The sequence below is a fragment of the Nocardia sp. NPDC101769 genome (assembly GCF_044766925.1).
Lineage (GTDB): Bacteria > Actinomycetota > Actinomycetes > Mycobacteriales > Mycobacteriaceae > Nocardia.
In genome coordinates, this window is sequence record NZ_JBIWMX010000042.1 from 12,328 (window position 1) to 38,088 (window position 25,761).

22 protein-coding genes are annotated in these 25,761 nt (G+C 64.8%); 10 read left to right on the forward strand and 12 right to left on the reverse strand.

Annotated features, from left to right (window positions below):
- Window positions 1-35 precede the first annotated feature (35 nt).
- Together ACIRRA_RS40110 and ACIRRA_RS40115 are read left to right on the forward strand one after the other, a co-directional pair.
- Window positions 36-1,676, forward strand: a complete 1,641-nt coding sequence (locus tag ACIRRA_RS40110) for a condensation domain-containing protein (protein WP_402779654.1) — start codon at window positions 36-38, stop codon at window positions 1,674-1,676.
- 164 nt (window positions 1,677-1,840) lie between these two features.
- Entirely contained in the window at window positions 1,841-2,389 is a 549-nt protein-coding gene (locus ACIRRA_RS40115) for a universal stress protein (RefSeq protein WP_402779656.1), read from the forward strand.
- Here the strand turns inward: ACIRRA_RS40115 and ACIRRA_RS40120 are convergent.
- The 4 genes from ACIRRA_RS40120 to ACIRRA_RS40135 form a co-directional block, all read right to left on the reverse strand.
- Window positions 2,334-2,987, reverse strand: coding sequence for a response regulator (locus ACIRRA_RS40120; RefSeq protein WP_402779658.1), 654 nt, complete (start codon window positions 2,985-2,987; stop codon window positions 2,334-2,336). The genes ACIRRA_RS40115 and ACIRRA_RS40120 overlap by 56 nt on opposite strands.
- Window positions 2,984-4,186, reverse strand: a complete 1,203-nt coding sequence (locus tag ACIRRA_RS40125) for a sensor histidine kinase (RefSeq protein ID WP_402779660.1) — start codon at window positions 4,184-4,186, stop codon at window positions 2,984-2,986. Before ACIRRA_RS40125 ends, ACIRRA_RS40120 begins: the two co-directional genes overlap by 4 nt.
- 205 nt (window positions 4,187-4,391) lie before the next feature.
- Window positions 4,392-4,799, reverse strand: coding sequence for a hypothetical protein (locus ACIRRA_RS40130; RefSeq protein ID WP_402779662.1), 408 nt, complete (start codon window positions 4,797-4,799; stop codon window positions 4,392-4,394).
- A gap of 111 nt (window positions 4,800-4,910) precedes the next feature.
- Entirely contained in the window at window positions 4,911-5,516 is a 606-nt protein-coding gene (locus ACIRRA_RS40135) for a DUF6907 domain-containing protein (protein ID WP_402779664.1), read from the reverse strand.
- A 376-nt stretch (window positions 5,517-5,892) separates the two neighbouring features.
- Here ACIRRA_RS40135 and ACIRRA_RS40140 point away from each other — a divergent pair, with 376 nt between their 5' ends.
- On the forward strand, window positions 5,893-6,732 hold the full coding sequence (locus tag ACIRRA_RS40140) for a helix-turn-helix domain-containing protein (RefSeq protein WP_402779666.1): 840 nt from the start codon (window positions 5,893-5,895) through the stop codon (window positions 6,730-6,732).
- Here the strand turns inward: ACIRRA_RS40140 and ACIRRA_RS40145 are convergent.
- Both ACIRRA_RS40145 and ACIRRA_RS40150 read right to left on the reverse strand, forming a co-directional pair.
- Window positions 6,701-7,516 carry an alpha/beta fold hydrolase gene (locus tag ACIRRA_RS40145; protein ID WP_402779668.1) on the reverse strand — a complete coding sequence of 272 codons (816 nt, stop codon included), beginning with the start codon at window positions 7,514-7,516 and terminating at the stop codon, window positions 6,701-6,703. The genes ACIRRA_RS40140 and ACIRRA_RS40145 overlap by 32 nt on opposite strands.
- Window positions 7,517-7,625: 109 nt before the next feature.
- Window positions 7,626-8,519 carry a 1,4-dihydroxy-2-naphthoyl-CoA synthase gene (locus tag ACIRRA_RS40150; protein WP_402779670.1) on the reverse strand — a complete coding sequence of 298 codons (894 nt, stop codon included), beginning with the start codon at window positions 8,517-8,519 and terminating at the stop codon, window positions 7,626-7,628.
- 1,706 nt (window positions 8,520-10,225) lie between these two features.
- On the opposite strand from ACIRRA_RS40150, the gene ACIRRA_RS40155 reads away from it, so the two are divergent.
- Window positions 10,226-11,017: a Zn-ribbon domain-containing OB-fold protein gene (locus ACIRRA_RS40155; RefSeq protein ID WP_402779672.1), complete on the forward strand. Its 792-nt coding sequence runs from the start codon at window positions 10,226-10,228 to the stop codon at window positions 11,015-11,017.
- Window positions 11,018-11,162: 145 nt separating this feature from the next.
- Here ACIRRA_RS40155 and ACIRRA_RS40160 read toward each other — a convergent pair whose 3' ends face one another.
- The 3 genes from ACIRRA_RS40160 to ACIRRA_RS40170 form a co-directional block, all read right to left on the reverse strand.
- Window positions 11,163-11,561 carry a hypothetical protein gene (locus tag ACIRRA_RS40160; protein ID WP_402779674.1) on the reverse strand — a complete coding sequence of 133 codons (399 nt, stop codon included), beginning with the start codon at window positions 11,559-11,561 and terminating at the stop codon, window positions 11,163-11,165.
- A 534-nt stretch (window positions 11,562-12,095) separates the two neighbouring features.
- Window positions 12,096-13,862 (reverse strand): sulfatase-like hydrolase/transferase, encoded by a 1,767-nt coding sequence (locus tag ACIRRA_RS40165; protein WP_402779676.1) that lies wholly within the window; start codon window positions 13,860-13,862, stop codon window positions 12,096-12,098.
- Complete coding sequence (locus ACIRRA_RS40170) at window positions 13,798-14,895, reverse strand: formylglycine-generating enzyme family protein (RefSeq protein WP_402779678.1); 1,098 nt, start codon at window positions 14,893-14,895, stop codon at window positions 13,798-13,800. The genes ACIRRA_RS40165 and ACIRRA_RS40170 overlap by 65 nt, the downstream gene beginning before the upstream one ends.
- Before the next feature lie 645 nt (window positions 14,896-15,540).
- Between ACIRRA_RS40170 and ACIRRA_RS40175 the strand changes: the two genes are divergently transcribed.
- The 3 genes from ACIRRA_RS40175 to ACIRRA_RS40185 are packed head-to-tail and all read left to right on the forward strand — an operon-like array spanning window position 15,541 to window position 17,842.
- The gene (locus ACIRRA_RS40175) at window positions 15,541-15,918 is read left to right on the forward strand and encodes a flavoprotein (protein ID WP_402779718.1); all 378 of its coding nucleotides are present in this window, start codon (window positions 15,541-15,543) and stop codon (window positions 15,916-15,918) included.
- The gene (locus tag ACIRRA_RS40180; protein ID WP_402779680.1) at window positions 15,915-17,417 is read left to right on the forward strand and encodes a UbiD family decarboxylase; all 1,503 of its coding nucleotides are present in this window, start codon (window positions 15,915-15,917) and stop codon (window positions 17,415-17,417) included. The genes ACIRRA_RS40175 and ACIRRA_RS40180 overlap by 4 nt, the downstream gene beginning before the upstream one ends.
- An 11-nt stretch (window positions 17,418-17,428) precedes the next feature.
- A complete protein-coding gene (locus ACIRRA_RS40185; RefSeq protein ID WP_402779682.1) occupies window positions 17,429-17,842 on the forward strand; it encodes a VOC family protein in 414 nt (137 codons plus the stop codon).
- Between the two features lie 127 nt (window positions 17,843-17,969).
- On the opposite strand, the gene ACIRRA_RS40190 is transcribed toward ACIRRA_RS40185, so the two are convergent.
- Window positions 17,970-18,569 carry a PadR family transcriptional regulator gene (locus ACIRRA_RS40190; RefSeq protein WP_402779684.1) on the reverse strand — a complete coding sequence of 200 codons (600 nt, stop codon included), beginning with the start codon at window positions 18,567-18,569 and terminating at the stop codon, window positions 17,970-17,972.
- Between the two features lie 240 nt (window positions 18,570-18,809).
- Between ACIRRA_RS40190 and ACIRRA_RS40195 the strand changes: the two genes are divergently transcribed.
- Window positions 18,810-20,687 (forward strand): sulfatase-like hydrolase/transferase, encoded by a 1,878-nt coding sequence (locus ACIRRA_RS40195; RefSeq protein WP_402779686.1) that lies wholly within the window; start codon window positions 18,810-18,812, stop codon window positions 20,685-20,687.
- A 420-nt stretch (window positions 20,688-21,107) separates the two neighbouring features.
- Window positions 21,108-22,397 carry an MFS transporter gene (locus ACIRRA_RS40200; RefSeq protein WP_402779688.1) on the forward strand — a complete coding sequence of 430 codons (1,290 nt, stop codon included), beginning with the start codon at window positions 21,108-21,110 and terminating at the stop codon, window positions 22,395-22,397.
- Window positions 22,398-22,424: 27 nt separating this feature from the next.
- Here the strand turns inward: ACIRRA_RS40200 and ACIRRA_RS40205 are convergent, their stop codons facing one another.
- Window positions 22,425-23,663: a cytochrome P450 gene (locus ACIRRA_RS40205; protein WP_402779690.1), complete on the reverse strand. Its 1,239-nt coding sequence runs from the start codon at window positions 23,661-23,663 to the stop codon at window positions 22,425-22,427.
- Between the two features lie 104 nt (window positions 23,664-23,767).
- Between ACIRRA_RS40205 and ACIRRA_RS40210 the strand changes: the two genes are divergently transcribed.
- Entirely contained in the window at window positions 23,768-24,592 is an 825-nt protein-coding gene (locus ACIRRA_RS40210) for a helix-turn-helix domain-containing protein (RefSeq protein WP_402779692.1), read from the forward strand.
- 18 nt (window positions 24,593-24,610) lie between these two features.
- On the opposite strand, the gene ACIRRA_RS40215 is transcribed toward ACIRRA_RS40210, so the two are convergent.
- A complete protein-coding gene (locus ACIRRA_RS40215) occupies window positions 24,611-25,507 on the reverse strand; it encodes a tyrosine-protein phosphatase (RefSeq protein WP_402779694.1) in 897 nt (298 codons plus the stop codon).
- Between the last annotated feature and the right edge of the window lie 254 nt (window positions 25,508-25,761).

Consider the following 25,761-nt stretch of genomic DNA (forward strand, 5'->3'; position numbering starts at 1 on the left):
CCCTTTCAGTCGTTCGCCCACTCCAGGGGGAATTCATGTCCAACTCCAACCGCTATCCACTGACCGCCTACCAGCGAGACATTTGGACCGTCGCGGAGATGTACTCCGGACAACCTGCCTATCTGTGCTGCGCGGCATGGCATTTGACGATCGCGGTCGACGAGGCGGAGTTGATGGCGGCCGTCGAGCGAACCTTGATTCGGAACGACGGCGTGCGCATGCGTTACGGTGTCGTCGACGGCATTCCTTACCAGGAACTTTCACCCGAGCGGCAGCCTCCGGTGCAGCTGATCGACGTCACCGGAGGTGACGACCCAGAAGGCGAAGCACACAGGCGAATTCGGGCTCTCACCGGCTCAGCGATCGATCTCAACGGTCCGGAACCGTTCCGCCTGACCATAATCCGAGCCGCTGCGCAGTCGTACTATCTGGTCACCACGTCCCATCACGTGACGGTTGACGCAACCGGATTGCGCATCCTCGGCGCGCAGATCATGACCGACTATACGGTCACCACGAAGACCGGCACTCCGCCCGAGCTCCCGAGCGCTTCTTTCGTCGAGTGCCTGGCCATTGAAGGCGCCTACCGGGCGAGTGAGCAGTACCGCATCGACCGCGATGCCGTTGTACCGCGGCTACGCTCGGTCACACCGACGCTATTCGGCCATCGACACGATACGGATGGGGTTGGGTCGGCCACTGCCAGGACATTCACACTCGACCGGGCGCTGGTCAACCGTATACGCGCCGCAGGCATCTCCCTGTACCCATACTTTCTCGCCATGCTCGGGATCTACCTGTCTCGGGTACTTCGTGCCGAAGAAATCACCATCGGCATCCCGTTCGGCAACCGCAACAACTCGGTCGAAAACGCCGCCGTTGGCAATTTCGCCAATACGCTCCCGGTGTTCCTTGATATGGGCACCTACCCGACGGTTGCCGAACTCGTCGGCGCGGTGAAAGCCGATGTGCGTCAACTGAAGCAGCATCAGCGCTACCCGCTCGGCGATCTCGTGGGTGAGTTGCGCCGGGTCGGCAACCCGGCGCGGCAGCTGTTCGACGTCACCGTCGCCTACACGCGTTCGCCGGCGATCCAATATCAGCTCCGGGACCCGCGCCCGCAAGCATTCGACCGCCTCACCACACCATCCGCGACATCATCTACCACGGCCTCGGCAGCGAACCCACACACCGCAACCCACCAACACCCGAGGAATCCACCGACCCGAACTAGCCTTCACAGCACGCTCAGTTCGGCATGCGGGTGCGTCCGACTGGCCACAGCCCTAGCGCGGCGTCAAGCCGAGGTGCTGTGGGAGATCACCAGATGGCAGGCATCCCGACGGATCGAACCTGCGGTCACGCCCCAACTGACACCGTCGGCAACCTCGACCAAGGGGATTGACGAACGGTCAGGAAGCAGCTCTGCAGTTGCCCACTTTACCCATCCGCAGCAATCATTCGGCAATCTTCCACAAGAGGGGTGCGCCCTTCTCATTTCCAATCCTCAATCATGGGTAAAACGAAAACTGGACAAGCGACCCAGACACTTCTCGACCACAGAGCAGCGGACTTCCACCAGCCTCAGCCAATATCACGGCCACCACCAGGGATTGTCACCAACACTGCCCCGCGGATGGATCCCACTCCCCAACCCAGCCAATCACGTATTCTAGTGCCCATGAACACGAGCCCCAGGCTCGTGGACCGGGTTTTTGTGCTCAAGTCCCGATGGCCCTGCGGCCGCTCGCGACGGACAGGCTGTCGGCCGTTCGGCCGACAGCCGAATTCAGCCGCATGGACGTCGTGGCGGATAGCGAGTGGCCGCGAACATTGATGTATGACAGCGGTTTTGAAGCATTACCGGACAATCGTCGTCGGAGTCAATGGGTCTGCCGCGTCGGACCTGGCGGTCGACACCGCCGCCCTGATCGCGTCCGAAAACGATGCGCGGCTGGTCCTCGTCACCGGCTACCTCGGCAGCCGGCATCCTACGATTCTGGACGACATCCTCAAGCGGGACGCCTACCTCATCCACGGCGGCTCCCCGGCCGAGGAACTGGTGCGCCAGGCGGGCGAGCGGGCGGCGGCCCTGACGGGGCGTAGCGTCACGCGCTGCGCGATCGCGTCCACCCCGGACAAAGCATTGGTCTCGGCAGCCGCCGAGACCAATGCGGATCTGATCGTGCTGGGCGATGGCGGAACTCGCCGCTACCGGCGCTTCGGGCTGCCTACGCTGGTGGACGCGGTCGCCCGCAAGAGCACGGTCGACATGCTCGTCGTCTCACTGCTCTCGGGAGACCGGCGAATGGTCCAGCGAGGCGCGCCCACGCTCAAGCGTCCGTTGACCGTGGCCTGGGGTGGACTTCGGTCAGCAGCCCCCGCATGATCGCAGTCGTGACGGCCGCGGTGCGGTCGGAGACATCCAGCTTGGCGAAGGCCCGGGACAGATGGGTTTTGACGGTCGCCTCGCTGATGTGCAGAAAACTCCCGATCTCCAGATTCGTCATGCCGCGGGCCACGCAGGTGAGCACCTCCAGCTCACGGGAGGACAGCGTCGCCTGAATAGGTTTGCGCGCATGCTGGAACAAGCGGCCCGCGACGGACGGAGCCAGCACCGTCTCGCCTCGGGCGGCCGACCGCACCGCCTGAGTCAACTCGGCACGCGTCGCACCCTTCAGCAGGTAGCCCACGGCCCCTGATTCCACTGCCCGCAGAATGTCGGAATCGGTCTCATAGGTGGTCACTACGACGATCTTGGCACTGGGAAGCAGTACCCGAATCCGCTCGGTAGTGGTGGCTCCGTCGAGACCGGGCATGCGCAGGTCCATCAGCACCACGTCGGGCCGCACCGTTTCGATCGATGCCAGTGCCTCTTCACCCGAGCCGGCCTCCGCTACGACGGATATATCGGCATCGGTGTCGAGCATGCTGCGCAAGCCCTCTCGGACCATGGGATGGTCGTCCACCAACATGACAGTGATCACGCGGGCACCTCCAAACGTACTGAGCTGCCCGCCCCCGGCCGGCTCGCTATGACCACCGACCCACCGATCTGAGCCACCCGCTCCCGCATCCCGGACAATCCGTAACCATCGTGGTCCCGCTCGGGATCGAAGCCGATTCCATTGTCCGTCACCGCAAGTCGAATGACCTCGGCGGCATAGGACAATTCGACTCGCACATCGGTGGCGTTGGCGTGCTTGCGGATATTCGCCAATGCCTCTTGAGTTGCCCGCAGCAATACCACCTCGACTGCAGTGGGCAACTCCGGCAACTCCGGTGTGGCCGTGACGGTTACCGTGATCTCGGTTTCGTCGGTGAGCCGGTCGCAGTGGCGTCGAATGGATTCCACCAGCGAACCACGGACCAACGCGGTCGGCGTGAGTTCGGTGACCATGGCCCTTGCCTCCCTCAGATTCTCTTGCGCCGTGCTGCGGATCAGGTTGCTCTGCCGTCGGGCGGTCGCGAGCTCGGACTCCGCCGGCGGTCGCCCGGAGGTTTCTGGTTCCAGGGCAAATTCGATGATCTGGGCCAAAGCCACGATGCTGGCGAAACCCTGAGCCAACGTATCGTGAATCTCTCGCGCCAGCCGGGCACGCTCGGCGGCCGTGCCAGCCTCACGGGACAATCTCGCTACCTCTTCGCGGCTCGCCGCGAGTTCGTCGAGCAGCGCTGCCTGTTCACCGCTCTGGGTGCCGATCCACACCATCGATACGCCGATGATCGGGCTCATGACGAACGCCACCAATGAGATGGCAATGGCTACCGGCAGCAGCGGCGAATGCAGGCCGTAAGTGATCAGGCCGAGAATGATCGGCAGCACGTTCACCAGCAGCGCCATGGTGACCGCACCGGTCAGCGGCAGTGTCATGAATAGAAGCGGATAAACCATGGGCTGCACCGCGACAGCTCCCGGCGCGAAATACAGCCCCAGAACGTACAGCCCGATTAGCCCGCCGGAGAACAGCCAGGCACGCGGACCGAAGGCACGGGCCTCCAGGAAGCTATGTCCGAATGCGAAATACCACGCGGCTATGCCGGCCATGGCCGCGGCCGCACCGAGGCGATTACCCGGACTGTAGCGATCGAGCAGGATTACCACCAGAACGGCGTTCGCGCATCCCCCGACCAGGTACACATCCCACAATCGCCGCCATATCGAGGAATTCCAGTACAGCGGCATTCGCCCGGGTCTAGCGGTTTCCCTCCCGTCCACTGGTCGAACCTAACACGGAAGATCAGCTCGGATGCCATTTATCCGGCCCAGTGTCGTTGAGCCACAGTACGATTCGATGCGTGAACACCGAGCACCGACGGGTTTTCGTCGAACAGCTCATCGACGCCGCACCAGCGGTGCCTACATGCAAGTCACATGCAAAGTTGGGGGGCTACGGCTCGGGCGCGTCCTCGACCGGTTCGAGCAGAGGAAACTGGCTCAACCAGGCTTTCAATGCGCCTGTCTCGTTCACCAGCCGATTCGCCAGTTTTTGGCCGTGGTGGTTCATGATCTCCCCGACCACCGTCACCGGCAGCGAGTCTGTGTCCTCGCCGGAGAAGAACCAGTCGTGGTCGATAGCGGTGACGAGTATCGAGAGGTCCTCGCCGATCACGCCATTGATTTCCAACCGCTCTCCGATCCGCGGCAGCACCGGACCATAGGCGTTGAACGAGATCGAGTCGTCACCGTCGGCCCTTTCGACCAGGATCCAGACCCGGTAGCGCAGCAGCCCGTCGGTACCGACTGTGCTGTCAGACATCGCCCTCCCCCTTCGTGTCGAGTGCAGCATGGCAGCCACGCGGCCGCTATGCAGCCGCTATCCGCGAAAAGGAACCGAGTCCGGCGCCGAACCGTCGGACACAGGCAGTGAGGCGCACCTCCGTGGGGGTACGATTTTTGAAGATCCGGGCTAAAGGGTGCTGTCGAGGTCATCGGCGGCATTCAGCAGCGCTGCCGCTATGCGGCGGGCCTCAGGGCCGGTCAGCTCCGTTGTTTCGCCTTCGCGCACCGTCAGGCCCACAGCCAGTCGGCGATCGAAGCGAGTGTCTTTGGCGCACAACTGTACTCGGACTCTGCTACCGGACAGTTGCGGCCCTATCACCGGCACCGTCCACGGCCGACTGCTGTGCCACTGTTCGGCCCTTGGGTCCATCGCCTCGTCGTGCTGTCTACACCACGGAGGGCAGGGATGGGCCTGCATAAGGCCATCGGCCAGAATTCGGGAATCCCATAAATCACCGCCGGCTACGAGAGCTTCGGCAAGCTGCCGAGCCTGTGCCGCGGTCATTTCGGAATAGACGCGGCTCGGCGCAACCAAATCGATCCAGCTGTATCGCAGCCCATGACAGTCGTGAGCGTTCAACTGCACGAACAACACTGGAAGCCCGGACCGCGCCGATATCTCGACCAGCACTGGCCGCTCCCGGCCACAATGGTGACCGCCATCGCCGGGTGCGAACGGATCCGGGTCGTCGTGCTCTACGCACCACGCCGGACACGGCAAAACCGTGGACATCTCTTACCAATCCCTGTGCACGCCCTTCTGCGAGGGCTGCGCCCCCTTCGCGCAGCCCTGGCAGCGGGGTCCCCGTCCTCCTCCTGCGAGGCAGGGAAACTGTCGGGCTCCGCACCATTCAGGGCGCTTCCGATATACGCGGAGCCGAATAACTACTCACCGACTCTGAGGTTGGTGTCCGAGGAGCCGGTGCGAGGGAAATAAGAACATGCCTGGATCGCGGTGGTAAAGACGCCGGGCGCACGCTGGTCAGAGGTACCACTGGCCAGTGGTCGATTCGAAATATGCGGGACCCACTCTCCTACTTGGTTTTCCGGTGTGCATGGGCTCAAACTCATTCGGGCTGTATCGCTTCCCGGGGAGTATCGTGCTCGCCGTGAACGCTGGCTACACTGCACTGGGGGAAACCGAGATTGACCAGTTGCTGGCCCCCAACCTCGCCGACTTCGTCCGAACCCACCGCACGACTCCGAGGCACCCGGACCATCCCCGCGGCTTCAGCCGTCCGGCACTGGCCGGTCTCTGTGACGTGAGCGCCAGCTACATAGCTCAGATCGAGCAGCGCGAGAAGACCTCACCAAGTCCCGAAGTGGTGGACGCGATTGCCCGCGCACTGGGGCTGACGCCCGCCGAACGGCAGCACATGCACAATCTCGCTGCACCTAAGACTCCGGGCCCGCGTACCCACACACCAATGCCGGTCGCCAGGATGCGTGAACTGATCTCCGATGATCTACGCGCTGCTGCCGACGGCCTGGCTCCACATCTGTCGGGGTATATCGATGAGCGATGGAATGTGTTGTGGGCCAACCAAGCCTACGACCGCGCGTATCCACGGCTATCGGAAGTGGAGAACATTCTGGTCTGGTTCTTCCTGGTCCCGGAGTCGCACAACGTAATGATCGAATGGGAGGACGAAGCCCGGCTGACCGTGAACTGGTTCAGATGGCACATGGGCAGGTACCAGAATCCACAGTGGGCTCTGGATCTGCTCGGCAGGCTCAGCTCATGCGCGGCCTTCCGGGCAATGTATCGAGCCGAGCGCGTCGACTTCGAACGCCACCAGCCCTTGATGCACCTGCGTGACCCGGCTACCGGAGAGCCCTACAGTGTGCGGGTCCGGATTACCGATGTGCCCAGCGTAGATGCACCGTTTCAGTGGTTCATCGGCATACGCCAGTCGTTCAGCGGGCCGCCGAGTTCGCCAACCGACTGAGGAATCCGCCGATCGCATCGTTGACCAGACCTGGGGCCGTCCAATTGGCTGCGTGGCCGGCACCGGGAATCGTCATCACGGGACCGGACCCGGTCAGTCCGGCAGCCAACGCACCGGACTTGTCGGCAGTGCTCGAGGCGTCGAATTCGCCGCGTAAAACCATTGCGGGACAGGTGATCTCACCCAACCGGTCAAGGAGAGACTCCCGTTCGGTCAAGCAGGCGGCCGCCTGAACGATCGCTGAACGGTCACTGGCCGCCCATTTAGCGCGCCACGGCCCCTGATCGGCCGCCGTGCCGCCGATCAGCTGTGGCGCCAAACCGTCTGCCAGACTTGCAAGTGGCACTTCAGGATTCGTCCAGGCGTCGAACAGCTCGCGATACTCGGCCTTCTGCTCGTCGGACGAGTCACCGGCCTCCGTGTCGAGCAGGATCAGTGCCTCCACGCGCTCCGGTGCGAGCAGCGCGGCGCGTAAAGCCGTGTAACCGCCCTGCGACATTCCCCCCAGAACTGCGCAGTCCACGCCGGCCGCGTCCATCACGGCCAGCAGGTCGCGCGCCGAATCCCAATAGCTGAAAGACCGATGCGGCTCTGTAGCAGTGCCACCGTGCCCCCGGGCATCCCAGCACAGCACCCGAAAGCCCTTCGCTTCCAGATACTCCACCTGCGGTGCGAACATCGACAGGTCCATGAAGAATCCATGGCTCAACACAACGACTGAGCTGCTGCGACCACCAGAGTCGGTGTAGAAGATGCGAGCCCCATCGGTACTGACGTACGGCATTGTCGTAGCGTAACCGTGCTTTCGGCCTACTGTCGCGGCCCGAGCACACTCTGTCCAGAGGTGGGTCCGACCGGACAGCATGGCGAAATCCGCAATAGCGCAGGTCAGTTCAGAAGTACCAGGGGTAGGGTTTCCAGTCGGGCTCGCGCTTGTCGAGGAAGGCGTCGCGGCCCTCGACCGCTTCGTCGGTCATGTAGGCCAGGCGGGTCGCTTCACCGGCGAAGAGTTGCTGGCCGACCAGTCCGTCGTCGGTGAGATTGAACGCGTACTTCAGCATCCGGATGGCCTGCGGCGACTTGCCGAGAATCTCGGCGGTCCACTCCAGTGCGACGTCCTCGAGCTGCTCGTGATCCACGACCGCGTTGACCGCACCCATCTGGTGCATTTCCTGCGCGGTGTAGGGCCGCCCCAGGAAGAAGATCTCGCGAGCGAACTTCTGGCCCACCATCTTCGCGAGGTAGGCACTGCCGTATCCGGCGTCGAAGCTGCCCACGTCGGCGTCGGTCTGCTTGAACCGCGCGTGCTCGCGCGAGGCCAGGGTGAGGTCGCAGGTGACGTGCAGGCTGTGCCCGCCGCCCGCCGCCCAGCCGTTGACCAGCGCGATGACCACCTTGGGCATGAAACGGATGAGCCGCTGCACCTCGAGAATGTGCAGTCGCCCGGCGCGCGCCACATCCACGGTGTCGGCGGTGTCGCCCGAGGCGTACTGGTAGCCGCTGCGCCCGCGGATGCGCTGATCGCCGCCGGAGCAGAAGGCCCAGCCGCCGTCCCTGGGACTGGGGCCGTTCCCGGTGAGCAGCACCGCACCGACGTCGGGGCTCATACGGGCATGGTCGAGAGCGCGATACAACTCGTCGACAGTGTGCGGCCGGAAGGCATTGCGTACCTCGGGGCGATCGAAGGCGATCCGTACCGTGCCCTGCTCGACGTGCCGGTGGTACGTGATATCGGTGAGGTTCTCGAATCCCGGGACGACATTCCACAAATCTGGCTTGAAGGTCATCGTGCCCACCCTAGTCAAGTTCACATTTCGCGCGATCCACGACCCAGGTCCCCCTGGCAATGGCGAGCCGAAATGCTGTGCAATACACCACTTCTCGCCTGGTACAGCTCACGTTGCTCGACATACGTCGCGCATAGTCCGCATATCAAAGCGTTCGATCTAGTTGTATTCTGAATGGACCCAATGAGGATGGCTGGCAGCGAGGTGGTCGTCGATCGCGGCCTCGACCAGCTCCCGCCAACGCGGATTGCTCTGGGTGGTGTTCTCGTCGCGAAACCATCGGCAACCAACCGTAGGGCATAAGAATCGATAGGTGCCGAGATTGTCAATGCGGCCGCCCAGGCTCACGGGGCGCTTACGACTCGCACCAGTGTCGCGACGACTGTCGAAGGCTGAAAGTTCGTCTCCCACTCCAACACTCAATCACAGGCGGACATGCAGGCGACACTTACGAACCGTGTGGTACGTGATCTTGTGACAGGCGGGCCCTCGTTTGGACCGTGCACAGCTTCGTCGCTCTCGACCGGCGCTCGACGATTTCAATGCTGTACTGCGGCGCTGGCTCGATCACCGCTGACGTTGCATCGAGCATGTGCTGTGCCACGTTGCGGGCCAGCAGGTTTCAATCATCTTGGCTAACTTGCTCAACGCGGGGGGCACCCGTAGGGTTCGGTCTGGGCCGACCTGCATACCCCCAAGCAGCGTTGGCCCACGAGATGGTGGCCAGTTGCAGCTTGAACTGCTGTCGGCCGCCGACGATGTCGATGTCGCCGGGTCAAACTCCCCCCTTCACCCGGCGGCATCGCTCTGTCGAATCGGTCATTCACGCGAGTCCTGCCCGTGGGGTCTTCCCGGCACTCCGGCACAGCCATTCGATTCGGCCGAGGCTCGGCCGCATCCCCCGCTCTGTCTGCCCGGTACCGAATAAGGCTTGCGCATGAGAAGCCGGATCGAACAGGAGATCGAAGCCCATTTGCCGTGATCGTCGGCAGCATCCGCCGCCACTCGCCGAGCACGTCGGCGACGAACCCGTCCACCCGCGACTCATGGACGAACACGTAGTCCGGACACAGGCAGACCTGACGCGAGTCCACCAGGCGCGCCGCGGCCACGCCCCGCGCAGCCATGGTCGGCGGCCGCTTCGATGACGACCGGATTCTTGCCGCCGAGCTCGAGGGTGACCGGGGTCGGTTCTCATTCCGCGCCCGAGCCGTGCTCGCCGGTTGCGACGGCCGGCTCACGCGCCGTGCGCATGATCGAACTACACCTGCGCTGCCTGGACCTCGTCCTGGACGGCCTGACAAACCCGCCGCGAGGCGGCCCCCTCGCCCGACTGGGCCGAGCTGCGACACCTGTGGGCCCCTGACCACATTCGAGCGATCGGCACCGCGACCACCTGAAATCCACTATCCGCGAGGTCGCCGCGGCACTGTCTGCGCTCAGGCGCTGAACCGCACCCCATCCAGCCGAGTCGGCCATGCACGCAGCGGACCCTTCCAGAAGGTGAATGCCTGCGGCTCCTATCCTGCAGACGCGCCGCGTCGTGTCGGACGGATTTGTGCCTCCCGGCCCTTGTCGACCGATGCCTCTATTGGTCGGGGGCGGCAAAAATAGGTATGTCATGGGTAGTTCTGCCGTCGCGGGTAGGGCCGTCTGTGACGCAGGCTCGACAGTGACAGCGCAGGCAAGAACTGGCGAGGATTCCGATGTTCGACCACAAGCCGGAGAACCCACAACACATCAACGACCCCTCCGGGCGCCACGGCGGTGCGACCTTGATGATCCGGCGTTGCACCAACTGTGCGACGCTGGTCGCGCCGATGACCAATACCTGCTCATCGTGCCGATCCACCACTCTGGACTGGGTACCCTCCTCCGGCACCGGGTCGATCGTGTCCTGGAAAGTGGCGCACCACCCATCGAACACCGGGACCTGGGAGCAGTCGACGGTCGCCATCGTCGAACTCGACGACGGCCCCTGGATCTACTCCACGATCGACGGCGAGCTCCCACCACCGTCCGACCAGCCGATCCGTGTCCGATACGAACCCGACCCGCCCGAGGACCGGTTCCCGGTTTTCGTCATCGACTCCACCGATCCCCGGCTCCCGCACGGCACCACCCCGCCCGCGAATGACCCGAACAGCCCACAGCCGGTGACTTCCCCCGCGACACACACCACCCACGACCCGGGATGGGTTCGTTCGTCGATGACATACTGCGAGTTTCTGGCGGCGAACAAATCGCTCGACACGGACGCGAGATCCGTGGTCGAGTTCGCCATCCGACGGGCCCCGTCAGGCGGCGCCAGCGCCGGCGAGCTACTCGTCGCCTTCGGCGTCACCCGCTGGCGGTTCGTGCAGATGATTCGCGAGGCCCTTGTTCAACGTCCCGGCGACACTCGGGATGCGCGAACGCTCAAACGCAATCTGCTGGACTCGCTGTCATGGGCGTGGCGCGCCTACCCCGACTCCTCGGCTGCTTACATCCCCGGCTAGCACCACATTGGTGCGTATGCCGCTGACATCGGGATCCAGAGCACAGATATCGGCAGATCATCGGCATGCCGCGGCTGCTGAGTGCACCTCGATGCGCATACGGGCTTACTGTTAGCGACTCTCTCACGCCTGCTGTGTCCGGCGTTCAAGCCGGGACGCGGTCGGGTCCCTGGAGGATTGACAGCCGGACGGCCCCAAGCACCACTGCTCGGTGCGGCAATCCGAGCCGGCCCCGCTCCGGCTCGCTCGCCCAGTGCCAACCCGGATCATGGTCGGAGGTCGGCAGCATGATGTGGCTGCCGCGGTCCGGCATGGTTACGCCGTTCTCCTGCAAGAAGGTTCGAAGTCGCTGAGGTACGGGGCGATACGGGAGGGGCGGTGCGACAAGGAAGGTCCAGAAGCGGTCGCGGGGGTCGGCGACCACGGGCGTGGACGGCAGCCAGGACAGCCGCAGGCGGACCCGGCCGCCCAGTGATTCGGGCAGCGCCAGCGCCTCGACCGCGGCGCCGACGGTGAGCAGCGGGCGGTCGGCGTACATCTCCACCGGGAGTCCATAGCGCGACCTCAGCACATGGGCCGATTCGTGAGGGGAACAACACGATTCGAACATCGGAACCTCCAGGCGCGCGACGAGGGGTGCACCCGGCGCCAGAGGTGTCCGCGGGTTCCCGTGGCCGACGCGAGGCATGAACGGAGGATTCGCGTCGAATGCGGACACCGGACGATTGGAGGCTCGTCGACCGGCACCGAGTGCGAGAACCATTTCAGCCGTGAACGGTGCCACGGCGGTGACACCCGGATGGCATCCGGATGTCCGGCTGTAAATCTGTGTCCCCCAACAACGAACCGGCGGCCGTGAGGAAACTCACCAACGAAACAGACCACCCCGTAAGACCTTTCACGAACACGTCAACAGGCTCTTGCGGAGCATCTCGGCTACACGCTCAAAGACCGGGCGCGCCGCGTTGGCGGTCGAGTCAGAAGCTTTGCGGTTCAGCTGGCATGTACTGAGAATGCCGCTCGCTGATCCGTGGTGGGCTGCCGGAAGCAGCCCACCACGTCCAGTGTGCGGCGTCGATCAGACGGTCGCGAGGTCCGCGGCAAAATTGCGCAGCGTCTCCACCGAGGCGATACCGGCCGCCATGGCGGCGAAGTTGTACAGCGACAGCGGCCCGAGCATCTGCAGAAACTCCGATTCGGCGAGGGCGGGCAGGTGCTTGCGCACCAGCTCGAGCGCCGCCGGATCCGACATGAGCACATACAGCGGCGAATCCAGGGACAGCCTGCCCGCGGGGAATTCGTCGCGCGGGGGCAGCTGCTCCATAGCGATCAGGGCTTGGTCACGCTGGGCGCGCGCCAGCAGATGCTCGGGCCCGACCGGCCCGTGCTCGGGCAGGCCGAGGCGCTGGAACTGGCTCGGCGGCGCCTCATTGGCACGCATCAGGTCGACCATGAGCTGCGCCATGCGCAGTTCGATCTCGTCGTCCGCCAAGGGGTTCAGCTGTTGCGGATCGGCCGACAGGTCGAACAGGAGTGTGCCGTGCATATACGAGTTGACCAGACTGTGTCCGGACATGCGCAGGGTGCGAACGCCCTTGGTGAACCCGAATGGCTCGGCCAGCTCCAGATCGGCCAGCTCGGCGGGCGAGAAGCGCCAGCGCATGTGTGTGGGCATCAACGTATGTTCCTGCAGCGGAAGGTTATCCGGTGTCGAATTCGCACGCATGTACACATAGCGGCCATCGGTGACATTGACGTGGCCACCGAACATTCCGAACAGCGCGCCGGCGCGGATCTCGGTATCCGCGGCGACCGGCAATGGCGCACCCTGCGTGTCGGCGGGGATCCGGACGCCGAAGAAGTCGAGCAGAGTGGGAGCCAGATCGATGGTCTGCACCAGCGCCTGCCGCCGTTCCCCCGCGGCCCGGGTGCGCGGATCCCACGCGAACAACGGCAGGTGCACCAGCTCGTTGTACCAGGGCTGCACCGACTTTCCCCACCAGCCGCGTTCGCCGAGCAGGAAGCCGTGGTCGGTGTTGACGATCAGCATGGTGTCGTCCCACAGGTTCAGCTCGTCCATCATGTCGAGCACCCGGCCCAGCGAGTGATCGCACATCGACAACAGCGCCGCGTATTCGTACCGAGCGTGCTGCGCCTCGTCTTCGGTCTCGGTGACGCGCTTGTAGTCGGGCCAGTCGAAGTGCGGGCCGTCGTAGTCGTGCGGGTAGAGGTCCTTGTAGTTCTTGTGGCTGAAGAACGGCTCGTGCGGATCGAAGGTCTCGATCTGCACGAACCAGCGGTCGGCGGCGGCATTGGTGCGGATGAACTCGAGACCGGCGTCGAAGGTCAGTGTCTGCGAATGCTCCGCCTCGGTCGGCATGTGACTGCGATTCACCCAGTCCTGCAGATAGGCCGGCATCCGCATGGTCTTCAGATCCTCGGCCGGCATCTCCGGGGGTGCGACCTGCCCCTTCCACGGATCGCCCTCCTGCCCGCGGAAGAACTCCCACGTGCTGTAGCGGCCGTGGTAGGTCGCGCCGCCGTCCTCCCAGTAGTGCGGATGATCGCTGGCCAGATGGGTATGAACCCCGTTCTGCTTCAACAGTTCCGGCATGGAATCGTCGAACGGCTCCAGCGGACCCCAGCTCCGGTGCAGGAAGTTGTAGCGGCCGGTGTGGATCTCGCGGCGGGCGGGCATGCACGGCATGGACCCGGCCCAGGCGTTGTCGAAAGTGACGGCACGTTCGGCGAGCCGGGCGAAGTTGGGCGCGTGCGTCCAATCACACCCGTACGGCGGCAGCATGCGCCGGTTCAGGCTGTCGAACATCACCATGATGGCTTTCACAGGCAGTCTCCTGGTCTGCAGGGTGTAACGGGAGAAGACGGTGCGGCAGCGTTTCGGCCGTCGCGTCCGGGCTTGCCACGCAACGGAATCCGGCATGGCCGGTGGAGCTGTCAGGGGTATTGGCCGAGCGGGCCGCGACCCGATAGCGGAAGCAATAGGAGTCGTGGCACATGTGCGAGCCGCCGCGAATCACCTTGCTGTCTCCGGTGTTCGGGCCGGACGGGTCGATGGTGAGGCCGGGCCGTTGGCCGGTGGTCCACCAGTCGGCGCACCACTCCCACACGTTGCCGCAGGTGTTGTAGAGCCTGAATCCATTGGGCTCGAAGGCATCTACCGGCGCGGTGCCGCGGTAGCCGTCGGCGGCGGTGTTCTTGGCCGGGAAGCTGCCGCGCCAGATATTGCACCGGTATTCGCCACCGGGGTCGAGGTCGTCGCCCCAGGGGTAGCGGGCTCCGGCCAGGCCGCCGCGAGCGGCGTACTCCCACTCCGCTTCGGTGGGCAGCCGCTTGCCCGCCCAGGTGGCGTAGGCGTGCGCGTCGTTCCAGGACACGTGGACGACCGGATGGCGGCCGCGGCCGTCCAGATCGCTGCCGGGGCCTTCGGGCCGATCCCATTGCGCGCCGCTCACGCCGCACCACCACGGGGTGCGCTCCGGGCGCGGGGCGTCGCGGCGCAGCGCGGCGGGCAGGAACCCGGCGAAGACATAGGACCAGCCGAGCCGGTCGGCGTCGGTGCGGTAGCCGGTGTCCGTGATGAACTCGGCGAATTCGTCATTGGTCACAGCGCACGCGTCGATCAGGAACGGGGACAGCCGGACGGGCCGCACCGGGCCTTCACCATCGCCCGGATAGCCGACCGCGTCGGCGGTGCCCATCAGGAATTCCCCGCCCGGCAGCGCGATCATGCCGGTGGTGTCCAATCGCCCACGCGTGACCGCCGGGACGAACGCCTCCGGCGGGCTGTCCGAGCTCGAACGCGACGGCGGGCAGCAGGTCGGCCGAGAGCCACCGTGGGCGTGATCGGCTGGATTCATCGGGCTCTTTCACCTTTCGGACTCTGGTCACGGCCGTCGGAGTCCTGCCTGCGGTTTCATCGACTCATTATGTCACAAGTGTCATAGTCAATCGTACTCAACTATTGGAATGCATGCCACAGAGCCGGCGCGGACGCCGGAAGGGACCGCCAATGAAAAATCATCTATGTCGACGTCGACACCCTGCGGGCCGATCACACGGGCGCATACGGATATCAGCGAGACATCACCCCGAATCTGGATCCCACTCCAGCGCGTGCATCGCCAGGAGCGCGCGGTGACAAGCGTGCTGTCGCCTGTGCTGACCGGGACCGGCAGCAGGAACTGGTCCGCGCATGGCCTGGTGGCCGCCCGGGCCACGGAGGTGTCGCTGGAAGGTTGACCGGCCTCTGTCGTAATCGGTTACGCCACTGGCGTCAATCGTCCTTACGTCCATATCTTCTACGTCGCTAGTCTTCGAGCTGTTCGTCTGGCGAAACACTCTGACTGCCGGTCGAATTCGATGATTCGGAGGCCGGAAGGTGCTATCGACGACGAGGTGAAGCCACGCCGACTGGTCGTGGGAATCAGTGGCGCCACGGGCATCGCCCATGGGATGCGGGTGCTGGACTGGCCCGCAAGCCCGGGGTGGAGACCTATCTGGTCGTGACGCCCGCGGGTCGGCAGACCCGCGCGTACGAAACCGACGTGAGCGCACAAGATCTCGCGAACATGGCCGATGTTTCGTATCGGCCCGCCGATATCGGCGCCGCCCTCGCGTCCGGGTCATTCCGCACCGCTGGAATGATCGCGGCGCCGCGCTCGATCCGCCCGCTGTCGGCCATCGCCTACACCAATGGCGACAACCTGCTCACACGCGCCGCCGATGTGACGGTGCAGGAGCGGCGACGCCTGGTGCTGATGGTCCGGGACGCACAGCGTGCAGGACATCATCGACCACTCCGCCGGCCGTGCGCTGGACCTTCTCGACATCGACGTCCCCGACCTGCCCCATTGGGGCGAGTAGAACAGGAAACCCCGTGACCCACGCGAGAAGTCTGCGCGAATTCATCGCTCAACTGGAGCAGATAGGCGAGGTACTGACCATCGACAAGGAGGTGGACTGGAATCTCGAGGTCGGCGCGATCATTCGACGCAGCTACGACTTACGTGCTCCGGCACCGCTTTTCACGAATCTGACCGGTTACGCCGACAGTGGTTTCCGGCTGTTCGGCGCGCCCGCGGCACTGAGCTCGCCACGGCACCGGCTGGCCCGACTCGCACTGTCGATCGGACTCCCGGCCGACGCCACAGGTCAACAGATCGTCGACGCCCTCGCCGACGCGCGCACCAAGCCCGGCATCCCCCCGACGGTGGTCGCCGCCGACAGTGCGCCGTGCAAGCAAAACGTCATGCGAGGCGACGACATCGACCTATTCACCTTCCCGACGCCGTGGATCCACGGCAATGATGGCGGCCGCTACATCCAGACCTTCGGTGCCAATATCGTCAAGACGCCCGACGGATCCTGGACGAATTGGTCCGTCAATCGAATGATGGTGCACGACAAGCGAACTCTTGCCTGCCTGCTGCCGAAGTCGCAGCAGATCGGCATCATCCGGGCGATGTGGACCGAGGCGGGCAAGCCGATGCCGATCGCCGTCGCCCTCGGAGTCGAGCCGGGCCTGCCGGTGGTCAGCGGAATGCCGCTACCCCAGGGTATCGATGAAAGCCACTACCTGGGAGCACTTTTCGGCGAGGGCATCGAGGTCGTGGCTGCCGAGACGGTCGACTTGACGGTCCCGGCCACCGCCGAGATCGTGATCGAGGGCCACGTCCTGCTCGACGACGATGTCGAGGAAGGCCCCTTCAACGAATACCCGGGCTACAACGCGGTCGGGAGCTCGCTCAAAGCCCGCTTCGAGGTCTCCGCGATCACATACCGGGACAACGCGATTCTGCCGGTGGTCGCGGCCGGTCCGCCGGTCGAGGAGGACGACACTATCACCGGCACGGCGGCCGCAGGTGAAATCCTGCACCTGCTACGCGAGGCCGAGCTACCGATCTCGTCGGCCTGGTACAACTTCGAGGCCGCCGTGCACTGGCTGACTCTGGCGGTGCGTCAGGACTGGCACGAGACGACGGGGCTCGCGTCGCACGAACTGGCCGACAAGGTCGCCGAGGTGGTGCTCGGCGGGCCCGCCGCGGTGCACGCCCCCAAGATCCTGCTGGTCGAAGACGATATCGATATCACCGAATTGGATCAGGTGGTGTGGGCGTTCGCCACCCGCTCGCACCCTGACGTGAACCGCGGCGAATTCCATTTCGAACGCAAGCTCACCGATCCGCTCGGGATCTATCTCTCACCCGAGGAACAGCAAGGTTTCAGCGCGGGCAAGGTCATCTACAACTGCCTGCTTGCCGACCTCTATCCGATCGGCAAACGGCCGATCAAGGGCAGTTTCGAGAACGGCTGGCCTGCCGAGATCCAGCGGCGGGTGCTCGCGAATTGGCACGAATACGGCTTTCCCGAGGCGAAATAGTCAGGCGGACAATGAGAATCGTCAAGTCATACACCCCGGTTCGAGTAGAGAGCGAGCGTTTCGCACCGACCCTCGACTACTACGAGCTGGCCCTCGGCATCGCCTGCGATCTGCACTTCCGTTTCGAGGCGGGAGATCTCGATATCGCGACCATCGGGCCGGTGGTACTGATCGGCGGCCCGGCCGAGGCACTCGCGTCCGCCCCCAGGCAGGACATGGTGATCTCGGTGGATTCGCTCGAGGAATGGCAGACGAGCCTGCTCGCCCGGGGCGCCACCCTGGTCACGCCACCGGCCGACATTCCGACTGGACGAAACATGATGGTGCGCAACCCCGACGGAACGCTGTTCGAATACGTCCAGTGGTCGCAGGCGAAACTGGCCGCAGTCGATCTGTCCCGCTCCACCCAACAGGTCGGCCCCTGATCCGAGCGCGCCCGGACGCAGTCGGATCGCGCAATCGTCGATCCCTGCGTCCGGCCGCGCGACGCGGCGCCGGCTCGTCCGAGCATCATTGTCGCCAGTGCGCCACACCCGGTCACCCCAGTGGCGTTTACCGAACGCTGTGCAGCGCAGGCGGTTCGCCGCCGGAGCGGACCCGGCCGTTCAGCAGGTCCGCCCGCAGACGTTCGAGCCACTCGATGTAGCGGTCCATTTCCGTGCTCCCGAACTCGTGCAGGCGATTTCCGATCGCGGTCGCCAGCTCGTGGTCGAAGGGGAAGGCCGAGGTGTGCTCGAGGCTTCGGTCCCGGTGGCGGAACCGCGCGACCTGCGCATGCCGGGCAGCCAGCTCGACATCGACGAGCTTGAGAATCTGCTCCTCGGACAGGTATCCCGAAAAGCTTATGCGCGAATGGAACTCCGATCCCGTGGGTATCGGCGGCGGCGTATAGGGACTTGTCAGCCAATCCAGGAAGACCGTCATACCCTCGGGCGTCACGTAATACGTCTTGGCGTCCTGCGGCCCAGGTCGCGGATCCACCTCGTAGCGCACCCACCCCTGCTCGGTCATCTTGGCCAGGGCCCGATACACCTGACTCATCTGGGTATTCGGACGCAGGAAGCGTCCGTGTTCATCGAAGTACTTCTTCAGGACATATCCGGTAGATGGCCGAATGCCGAGGATGCCGAGCAACAGCAGCTCCAACTTCATCGGACTCCCTCTTTCGGACCGGACGCCCTATGCATTCCACTAGTCGAATACGCACACTATGGCACCACCGCTCGCCACGGTCAACGAGCCGACCCACGGACCACTGTCGCGACGCCGACCGCGCCGTGACCGGGCATGACATCCCGGGATAGCGGCAATTATTATGCCACTTGTGGCATAGTCGAGAGGGATTCCGCGCCCGCTCTCCATCTGCGGATCCTGCTCCCCCGGAAGGACCCCATGCCACTCGACGACCGGCCCAACATCCTCTGGATCGTCAGCGAAGACTGCCCACCGCGATTCGGCTGCTACGGAGACGAACTGGCCCGGACCCCGAACCTCGACCGGCTGGCCCGCGAGGGCGTGGTGTTCGAACACGCCTTCAGTGTCAGCCCGGTCTGCGCCCCCTCCCGGTTCGCCATGCTGACCGGCCTGCGCCCGGAAAGCCACGCACCGGCCAACCACATGCGCGCCACCGCGCCGATGCCGTCCTGGCTGCGCACCTATCCGGAAATCCTGCGCGAGCAGGGCTATTACTGCACGAACAGCGCGAAGACCGACTACAACTCCGACGTCGATCCGGATGCGATCTGGGACGAGTCGTCCCGCACCGCGCACTGGCGCAACCGCGCGCCCGGTACACCGTTCCTGGCGGTGTTCAATTTCGACGGCACGCACGAGAGCGCGGTGTTCCGTCGGACCGAACCCGCCCGCGTAGACCCGGAGTATGTGCGCGTGCCCGCCTATCTTCCGGACACCCCGGAGATCAGGAGCGATATCGCCCGCTACTACGACTACATCGACGCCATGGACGCGTTCGTCGGTGACCTGATCGCCCAGCTGGACGAGGACGGACTCACCGATTCGACCATCGTCCTCCACACCTCCGATCACGGCGGCGTCAATCCGCGGTCGAAACGCTTCTGCTACGACGAAGGACTGCAGGTCCCGCTCATCATCGGGGCGCCCGTGCGCTTCGAGGGACTCTTCCCGGCCCCGGGCACTCGCGTGAGCGCGGCCGTCACCACCGACCGCATCGCCGCCACCGTGATCGACCTGGCCGGCGCCCAGCTGCCCGCGCACATGCGCGGAAACAGCCTGGCGCGCACCGAGTTCGACCCGTACACGTCGCTCGCATTCGGAGGCCGCGGCCGGATGGACGAACGGTACGACCTCATCCGCAGCGTCCGCGACGAGCGGTACCGCTACATCCGCAACTATCACCCGCATCGGCCGTACGGCCAGCATCAGCCGTTCGCGTGGATCGCTGCCGGCTATCAGTCCTGGGAGACAGAGCATCTCGCGGGACGGCTCAACGCCGTCCAATCCGCCTTCTGGAAGGCGAAACCGGGTATCGAGTTGTACGACACCGAGACCGATCCGGATCAGGTGCGGAATCTTGCCGGTGACCCGCAGTATGCCGGAGTGGAGAATCGGCTCGCGACGGCGTTGCGCACACACCTGCTCGCGGTCCACGACAATGGGTTTCTGCCCGAAGGCTCACCGCACGAGGGCTACGACGCCAGCCGCGCACCCGGTGCCTATCCGCTCGAGCGGGTGCTCGACATCGCCGACGCGGTCACGGAACAACGCCCGGGCAGCGCGGAGGTATTCGTCACCGCGCTCGATGATCCCGATGCCACTGTGCGCCGCTGGGCGGCCATCGGCATTCTCGTCGCAGCTGCGATCGACGAGACGATCGTGTCTCGGTTGCCGACTCTCGTTGCGAGCGAGACCGATCCGTTCGTCATGATCCCGAGCCTGGAGACCCTGGCCCGCTACGCCGAGGATGCCGATGCGGTCACCCGCCTGGCCGGGTACCTGGATGCCGCACAGCCACGGCCGGTCCGACTCGAGGCGCTCTCGGCGCTGACGGCTCTCTCCGATGCGCAGATCGGTCCGCACCGCGCGGCCATCGACGCGGCCGCGCAGTCCAACGGGGAATACGTGTCGGGCGCGGCGCGATATCTGCTGGCGCGCATCGACGGGACCTACACCCCGAGCATGATCCTGTTCACCCCGCCTGCCGAAATGCTCGCGCAGGCAGCCCGATTCGGAGCCACCCCCGAGCAGGTCATGGCCCAGCTCGGCGGCGCGGCCGTGCCGGACGGACGCTGATCCGGATGCGCCGACGCCCTCGGGGCTCCAGCCCCGGGGCGTCGCGCGCGCTACTGACGAAGAGTGGATCACCGAACAGTCGAATACCGGGTTTTCGGATTATTCGCATCCAGGTTTTCCAACCAGACTCGCACGACTGCCGAAAACCATATAAAAAGGCCGTGACCCGCACGGACAGGGGCACGGCCCATCATTTCCAGCAATATACTATGCAATTCTTTGGAATTGCATCAAAAATACCCACGAGAACCCTCCGCAATGACGCGGAATTGCCGGTCTCCACAGTTGCCCGATCGTCGAGCAAGAGCGCCGATCCGACAGCACTCCCTTCGGAAGTTCTTAGTATTCCACTAGTTGAGTGACAGACTCCATGGCACTAATGTCATAGCCTGTCAATCGTCCCCAGATACAAGGACTTCGATGACTTCACTGCCCTCCGCCGCCGGGAGCACGTCTCCCGCCACGGCAACCCCGTCACTGCACGCTGTCGAGGAGGAGCCGAAGTCGCCGGGGTTGCGCCGCCTGTTCGCGACCGTGCCGATGGCCAGCGCCGTCCCGCAGTTCTCCTACGGCATCGTGGGTTACTTCGCGGCACTGCAGGTGCAGGGCTTCGACCCCCTGAACAAGGTCGAGAAGCTCGCGATGGTCCATGCCGCGATCGCCGCCGCGTCGATGGTGGCCCAGCCGCTCATCGGCCTCTTCTCCGATCGCACCCGAACCCGGTGGGGAGCCCGGACGCCCTGGATGATGGTGGGCGCGCTGGTCGGCTGTGTGGGCCTGGTCGCCGCCGGCTCCTCCGGGTCGGTGGCGATGCTGCTGGTCGCCGCGATCGCTTCGCACGTCGGCTTCAATGCGTTCCAGGGGCCACTGACGGCCATACAGCCCGACCGCGTACCCGTGGACCGCCGCGGCCGGTATTCCGCACTCGCCGGCCTCGGCACCATTACCGCCGGCATTCTCGCGCCCGCGTTCGGCGCAAGTTTCGCGACTCGGATCCCGCTCGGTTATGTGGTGGCGGCGATCGCCCTGCTGGTGATCGCGGTGGCCTTTCTCGTTCTCAATCCCGATCGCGACAATCGAGGTGTGAGCAGGCCCGAATTCTCCATCGGTTCGTTTCTGCGATCGTTGTGGATCAATCCGGTTCAGCACCCCGATTTCTCATGGGTCTTCCTCGGCCGCTTTCTCATCTGCGGCGGCTACTACATGGTGCTGACCTACCAGCTCTACATCCTCGAGGACTACATCGGACTCAGCGTCCACGACGCCACGCATCTGGCCCCGGTGCTCAGTATTTCGAGCCTGCCCGGCTTCCTGCTCGCCATCAGCATCTCCGGACCGCTCTCCGACCGCATCGGCCGCCGCAAGCCGATCGTCCTCGTCGGCGGCCTGATCATCGCCGGTTCGGCCCTGATCCCGGTCATCTCCCCGACCCGGGGCGGCATGATCTGCTCGATCGTCGTGCTCACCATAGGATTCGGCACCTTCCTCGCCGTCGATCAGGCCCTGGTCACCCAGGTGCTGCCCCGGGAGGACAGTGCCGCAACCGATCTCGGCATCCTCAATATCGCCGCCACCCTCCCGAACGTCATCGCCCCGATGACCGCCGCCGCGATCGTCACCGCCTTCGGGAGCTACGGGGCGCTCTATCCGATCGTCGCGGCGATCGCGGCCCTGGGCGCACTGGCGATCCTGCCGGTCAAGTCGCGCTGAGTCGGTGCTCGCAAGGTGGCGGCGGGGTTATCGCAGCTGGACCGGGAGGGCGGTGAGGCCCCTGACGATGAGGCTTTTGCGCCAATGGAGTTCCGCGTCGGGGGCGAGTTCGAGGTTGGGATAGGTGGATAGCAGGCGGGTGATCGCGATGGCGCTTTCGGTGCGGGCGAGGGGGGCGCCGACGCAGCGGTGGATGCCGTGGCCGAAGGCTATGTGGTTGGGGGAGCGGTCGGGGTCGAAGCGCTGGGGGTCGGGGAATTGGGTGGGGTCGCGGTCGGCGGCTGCCATGGAGATCAGGATGAGTTGGTCCTGGGGGATTTCGATGCCGCCGAGGACGGTGGGTGCGGTGGTGTAGCGGAAGGTTGCTTCGGTGGCGGGGGCTTCGAAGCGGAGGACCTCCTCGATGAAGGCGGGGATCCGGTCCGGGTCGGACAGCAGGGCCTTCTGAAGGTCCTTGTCGGCCAGGAAGATTGCGACGCCGTTGCCGATCAGGTTGACCGTGGTTTCGAAGCCGGCGACGAGGAGCAGGAAGACCATGCTGATCAGTTCGCGGTGGCTGAGGCGGTCGTCGTCCGCCCGCGCTGCGATGAGTTCGGAAAGCAGGTCCTGGCCGGGGGTTGCGTCCTTGGTTCGGATCAGCTGGTCGATGTAGCGGGCGAATTCCATGACCGCGGTGGCGCGGGCCTCTTTGCTTTCCTCGCTGGACAACAGCGAGGTGGACCAGCGTTGGAAGGCGTCGCGGTCCCTGCTGGGGACACCGAGTAGTTCGCAGATCACCGACATGCCGAGCGGGACGGCGAAGCGTTCCAGCAGATCCACGACTTCGCCACGGTCGGAAGCCAAGTCGGCGAGCAGCTCGTCGGAGAGTTCGCTGATCCGCGGCGACAGCTCGGCCATGGCCCGTCCGCTGAAGGCCCGGTTGACCAGGCCGCGCAGGCGGGTGTGTTCCGGCGGGTCGTAGAAGACCATCATGTCCGCGAACATGCTGCCGCCGAGATGCCGGTCGCCGCCCTCCCCCGCTACCGTGGCCTTGGCGCCGGGGGACTCGAGGACCTTGCTGATGGCGGGATCGGTGAAAGCGGCCTTGGCGACCTCGTAATCGGTGATCAACCATCCGAGTCCGGAATCCGGCAGGCGGACCCGATGTACGGCTCCCCTGCCCCGCAGCTGGTCGTACACCGTGTGCGGGTCATCGAAGAAGTTATCGGTCAGTTCGACGACCTCCGTCGCCAAATTGTCTGCTGGAGAGCCGATCTCGTACCCCATGTTTCGGAATGTATCAGGGCGGGTGCGGCACGATCCGAACCGAACATCCCCGGCCCGTATATACAATCCCATTGCATGCAGTACCCAGAGAGGATCCCCCGAGAGTGGTGAACGAACCCACGAAACAGTCGTTGGGGCAGCATCTTACGTTTTTGCGCAAGCGCGAAGAGGTCCACAGGCACGCGACCGGCGAGCTTCCCGCGGCGCGGAAGTTCAGCAGGGAGAAGGCTGCGGCCGAAGCGCATATCACCGCTAGCTATCTGACCAAAGTCGAGCGCGACGAGGTCGGACACGTCGACGTCGGTATCCTGCGGGTGCTGGCGACGACCTATCAGGCCAGCGATGACGAGTGGCGCTATATCTGCGATCTGGCCGGCTACGCCTCGCCCTATCCGTCCATCGCCGGAATCGGCCCGGCCCTGGAGATCCCCGAGTTCGAGGTGTTCGAGACTGCGGTGACACCGATCATGGCCACCGAAATGACCGAGGCGGCAGCCGATCTCGTGTCCTTCTACGCACCGCAGCGCCGGCTGATCACGGCGAATCAGGCCTACTACGACACCTTCCCCACGCATCGGCCGGGGATGTACATGCTCGAGTGGTCGTTCACCGACGAGGCACGGGAAATCATGATCAACTGGAAAGACCAGGTGGGGATCGGCGTCGCCACCCATCGAGGATTCATGGGGCGCTATGGCCACACCTCGTGGGCGCTGGAATATCACGAACGGCTGAAGCGATTCCCCGACTTCCGGCAGATGTGGGAAGCCGGGGCGGTGACCTACACGCTGCCGCTCGATATGCAATCGCGCCTGCGGGTCCGAGGCGGGCTGTACGCGCTCACCATGGAGAACTGGCAGATGCAGCACCATCTGCCGATCCTCCGGTCCCGGGGCCGACTCCATCACCTGGACGCCGGCGACTCCTGACAGCCCGCCGCCGGACGGCTACTGGATCAGCTTGTGCTTCAGCTGTTCGATGGTCTGGCCCTTCAGGCCCAGACCGTCCTTCAGATACTTGTCGACCGAACCGTAAGTCGCGGTGAGCTGGTCGATTCCGGCCTGCAGGTAGCTGCGGTCCACGCCTAGCAGCGGCTGGTAGAGGGCGGCGGCCGCGTCGCCCTTGGCAGCCTTGATCCGGGCGAGCGTGGCGGCAATGGAGGCAGCCGAGTACTGGTTGGTGAGCAGGTAGTCGTTCATGATGGTGTCGGAGTCGACGCCGGCGATGCTCAGCAGCAGGTAGGCGGCCCAGCCGGTGCGGTCCTTGCCCGCGGTGCAGTGGAAGACCGCGGGACCGTCCTGGCCCGCGAGCTGGGTCAGCAGATTCGCGAATCCCGCGCGCTCGCCCGCGCCGGTGACGAAGAGCCGGTTGATGTCCCGCATGAAGTTGACGGCGTCCTCGGGCGACTTCAGATTCGCCACGGCGCTGGACAGATCCCCGCCCAGAATCGGGATGTTCACGTACGTCGCGCCGGTGGGAACGCGGTCCTGCTCGGCGGCGATCTCGCTGCTGCTGCGCAGGTCGAAGACGCTGCTCAGGTGCAGCCCGTTCAGCGTGGCCAGGTCGGAATCGTTGGGGGTCAGCGCGTTCGAGCGGTAGAACACTCCCTTGTCGACGTGGTGGCCACCCTGCGCGTCGTAGCCGGCGCCGGTGCCCGCGACATCGCGGAAATTGTCGACGCTGGCGAGCCGGGGCGCGTCCGCGGCCTGATCAGTTTTCGGCTTGGCGGTCGCCGCCGGCAACGCCGACAGCTGGGTATCCACCAGGTTCCCGAGCAATGGGCTTGCCAGCAGCCCGGCACTCAGTGCGACAACGGCGGCGCTACGACGCCATGAAACAGACAACTCTCGGACTCCTGTTCGTGTGCGCCACCCGCGCCCTGATCTGCGACAACGCGTGACACACAATTGATCGCAGACAGATCTACGCGGACCGGATGAACCGGTGGAAACCAGTCAGAGAACAGTCCAATGGGTCTCATTCAGCGGGGAACATCATTGACAACCCGGCCTTGTCAATCTGTTCGGAACCACTGTTTCCCTCGGAGCCCTTGTGCCACTAGGTTTTCCGTGCACGCACCGGGTACCGCCGGGAGAAA

Coding starts and splice junctions, on each gene's coding strand:
- ACIRRA_RS40150 (WP_402779670.1), bottom strand. CDS start 8,519: ATGACCTTCAAGCCAGATTTGTGGAATGTCGTCCCGGGATTCGAGAAC.
- ACIRRA_RS40115 (WP_402779656.1), top strand. CDS start 1,841: ATGACAGCGGTTTTGAAGCATTACCGGACAATCGTCGTCGGAGTCAAT.
- ACIRRA_RS40170 (WP_402779678.1), bottom strand. CDS start 14,895: ATGAATCCAGCCGATCACGCCCACGGTGGCTCTCGGCCGACCTGCTGC.
- ACIRRA_RS40145 (WP_402779668.1), bottom strand. CDS start 7,516: ATGCCGTACGTCAGTACCGATGGGGCTCGCATCTTCTACACCGACTCT.
- ACIRRA_RS40110 (WP_402779654.1), top strand. CDS start 36: ATGTCCAACTCCAACCGCTATCCACTGACCGCCTACCAGCGAGACATT.
- ACIRRA_RS40185 (WP_402779682.1), top strand. CDS start 17,429: ATGAGAATCGTCAAGTCATACACCCCGGTTCGAGTAGAGAGCGAGCGT.
- ACIRRA_RS40190 (WP_402779684.1), bottom strand. CDS start 18,569: ATGAAGTTGGAGCTGCTGTTGCTCGGCATCCTCGGCATTCGGCCATCT.
- ACIRRA_RS40155 (WP_402779672.1), top strand. CDS start 10,226: ATGTTCGACCACAAGCCGGAGAACCCACAACACATCAACGACCCCTCC.
- ACIRRA_RS40135 (WP_402779664.1), bottom strand. CDS start 5,516: ATGTCCACGGTTTTGCCGTGTCCGGCGTGGTGCGTAGAGCACGACGAC.
- ACIRRA_RS40200 (WP_402779688.1), top strand. CDS start 21,108: ATGACTTCACTGCCCTCCGCCGCCGGGAGCACGTCTCCCGCCACGGCA.
- ACIRRA_RS40205 (WP_402779690.1), bottom strand. CDS start 23,663: ATGGGGTACGAGATCGGCTCTCCAGCAGACAATTTGGCGACGGAGGTC.
- ACIRRA_RS40195 (WP_402779686.1), top strand. CDS start 18,810: ATGCCACTCGACGACCGGCCCAACATCCTCTGGATCGTCAGCGAAGAC.
- ACIRRA_RS40125 (WP_402779660.1), bottom strand. CDS start 4,186: ATGCCGCTGTACTGGAATTCCTCGATATGGCGGCGATTGTGGGATGTG.